2 protein-coding genes and 1 pseudogene are annotated in these 2,238 nt (G+C 71.6%); 1 reads left to right on the plus strand and 2 read right to left on the minus strand.

Annotated elements, in window-relative coordinates; genetic code table 11:
• Window positions 1–182 (plus strand): annotated as a pseudogene (locus tag MFF54_RS26595) (polysaccharide biosynthesis/export family protein); the annotation flags it as partial.
• A gap of 91 nt (window positions 183–273) precedes the next feature.
• On the opposite strand, the gene MFF54_RS26600 reads toward MFF54_RS26595, so the two are convergent.
• A complete protein-coding gene (locus MFF54_RS26600) occupies window positions 274–966 on the minus strand; it encodes an HAD hydrolase-like protein (protein ID WP_238307199.1) in 693 nt (230 codons plus the stop codon).
• 71 nt (window positions 967–1,037) lie between these two features.
• Window positions 1,038–2,126, minus strand: a complete 1,089-nt coding sequence (locus tag MFF54_RS26605) for an alkene reductase (protein WP_238307200.1) — start codon at window positions 2,124–2,126, stop codon at window positions 1,038–1,040.
• Between the last annotated feature and the right edge of the window lie 112 nt (window positions 2,127–2,238).

Consider the following 2,238-nt stretch of genomic DNA (forward strand, 5'->3'; position numbering starts at 1 on the left):
ACCGGATCAACATGCGCGATCCCAACAGCCTGTTCACCACCCAGGCCTTCCGGATGCGCAACCGCGACCTGATCTACGTCTCCAACGCCCCCTACACCGAGCTCCAGAAGGTGCTCGGCGTCTTCTCAAGCGTCACAGGACCCGTCGCGTCCGCCGCGGCCGTCTACGCCTACTCGAAGTAGGCCTCGCTCCGTCCGGATGCTCGAAGGGCCCCGCTCCGGGAGGAGCGGGGCCCCTCCGTTCAGGGGAGCCGCCTCGGTCAGCCGACGCCTCTCAGGGCGCGGCGCTCGGCCTGCTCCGGCATCCGACGAGGGACCCGATGTCGCCCGGGCGCTCGAAGAGGAGATCCGGTCCGGCCGCGCGCAGAGCCTCCGCGGTGGTGTAGCCCCAGGCGACGGCTCCGAAGGCACAGCCGACTGCGCGTGCCGCCTCAAGGTCGCGCAGTTCGTCGCCGATGCAGAGCGTCTCCGCCGCGGGCACACCCACGCGCCGCAGCAGCTTGCGCAGGCGCCCGGCCTTGCCGAACACGCTCGCTCCGCAGGCGTAGTGCGCGACCCGTCCCGCATTCGTTGGGCCCAGCACCCGCTGGATATTGGCGCGGCTGTTTGAGCTGAGCAGCGCGAGCGTGACGCCATCGGTAGCGAGCCCCTCCAGCAGTTCCGGGACACCCGGGAATGGACGGATCGCCGCGATATCGCGCGCCATCAGGGCGTGCATGTGCCGGCTGATCAGCGGCAACTTCCAGAGCGGCACGTCGAGTTGCCGCATGATCGCCGCCGCGCTCATGCCGCGCAGGGCCTCGCTCTCCTCGGGTGCGACCCGGCGGAAGCCGTAGCGGTCCGCGACCCCGTTGAGGACGCCGCAGAACCAGCCGAAGCTGTCGGCGAGCGTCCCGTCGAAATCGAGGACGACGAGGCGGTAGCGGCCCGGCGGGGCCGCGGGCGACGAGACGGAGCTTGGCGGCACGGCGGGACCGGGTGTTCGAGCGGCGCGCGCCTTCAAGCACGCGCCGCCCGGATGGCCAAGCTCGGCCCGCCTCAGGCCGCCTTCTGCGACAGGGTCGGATAGTCGACGTAACCCTCCGGACCCTGGCTGTACCAGGTCTTAGCATCGTCCTTCTGGAGCGGCGCGTCCGCGGCGATGCGGGCCGGCAGGTCCGGGTTGGCGATGAAGGTGCGGCCGAAGGCGATCGCGTCGCAGACGCCCGAATCGAGCGTGGCCTGCCCGCTGCGGCCGTCGTAATCCGAGTTCAGGATCAGCGGGTTGCGGAAGCGCTCGCGGATCACCGGCGCCACGGGCGGCACGTCGGCCTTGCCGAAGGTGCCGTTCGGCCCCGGCTCGCGCATCTCCAGGAAGGCGATGCCGATCGCGTCGAGCGCCGCGGCGGCCGCGCCGAACAGGGCGTGCGGGTCCGAATCGTTGACGCCTTGGATCTCGCCGTTCGGCGAGAGGCGCACGCCGGTGCGGTCCGCGCCCGCGACCCTCGCGACCGTCTCCGTGACCTCGCGCAGCAGGCGGATCCGGTTCTCGATCGTGCCGCCGTAGGCGTCGGTGCGATGGTTCGGGCCGTCGCGCAGGAACTCGTCGATCAGGTAGCCGTTCGCCGCGTGGATCTGCACGCCGTCGAAGCCGGCCGCCAGCGCGTTGCGGGTGGCCCGCTCGTAATCGGCGAGCAGGCGCGGGATCTCGGCGACCTCCAGCGGCCGCGCTTCCGCGTAGGGCTTCTTGCCCGCGTAGGTGTGGGCCTGATCCGGCGCCGTGGTGGCGGAGGACGAGACGGGCTTCTCGCCGCCGAGAAAATCCGGATGGACGAGGCGGCCCATGTGCCAGAGCTGGCAGACGATGCGGCCGCCCTTGTCGTGCACGGCCTTGACCACCGGCTTCCAGGCCTCCGCCTGCGCGTCGGACCAGATGCCCGGCGCGAAGGGCCAGCCGAGCCCCTCCTGGCTGATGCCGGTGGCCTCCGAGAGGATCAGGCCGGCGCCCGCCCGCTGGGCGTAGTACTCGGCCATGATCGGGGTCGGCACATGCGCCCGGTCGGCGCGCCCGCGGGTGAGCGGGGCCATGAAGATGCGGTTCGGCGCCTCGATGGCGCCGATGCGAATCGGATCGAGCAGTGAGGGCATTCTCATCCTGTGCGTGCGCTGCAATCTGCAGGTGAACCGATCACATGGGCGACCGGTCCGTCGCGGCCAGTGCGGCACCGCACACGGGGCGGGCCGGCGCAGAGGCCGGCCC

Source organism: Methylobacterium gregans, assembly GCF_022179245.1.
GTDB classification, from domain to species: Bacteria; Pseudomonadota; Alphaproteobacteria; order Rhizobiales; family Beijerinckiaceae; genus Methylobacterium; species Methylobacterium gregans.